The 423-nt window shown below is 44.9% G+C and carries 1 pseudogene; it reads right to left on the bottom strand.

Features of this window, described 5'->3' with window-relative positions:
- Positions 1-164: 164 nt before the first annotated feature.
- Positions 165-423 (bottom strand): annotated as a pseudogene (locus J3L11_RS19030) (IS5/IS1182 family transposase); the annotation flags it as partial.

The raw sequence follows: 423 nt of genomic DNA on the forward strand, positions 1-423 counted from the left end.
TGCGTATTACATCATGGCGCAGGCCATTTATTTATTGGCCAAAAATGACGTCGGATATATGTTAGCGACCGTACCCTTTAATTGGCTATTGCATCATGAGGTGCGTCCATATATGTTTCCTAAATCGATTCAGCGAACAAAGCCCCCCCATAATCGTTTAAATATCAAACTACATAGTGAGTTTCAGGCATGCCTAGCCCTGTAAGCTTGTTCAACGCCCTCATCATCGCATAAGTTTCTCCTACCTGAGCGTTATAATTTCGCAGGCTTAATCTGCCACCGAGTAGTTGCTTCACCCTGTACATGGCAGTTTCTGAGATTGACCGACGATGGTAACCATACCGTTTTTTCCACTGCTTATTTGAACCATGTAGCTGTTGCCAACTGACCGCTAAGTTACGCGGATGCCCTTGTTCCCAGAGT

Source organism: Shewanella sp. 4t3-1-2LB (genome assembly GCF_017368415.1).
GTDB lineage: Bacteria > Pseudomonadota > Gammaproteobacteria > Enterobacterales > Shewanellaceae > Shewanella > Shewanella fodinae.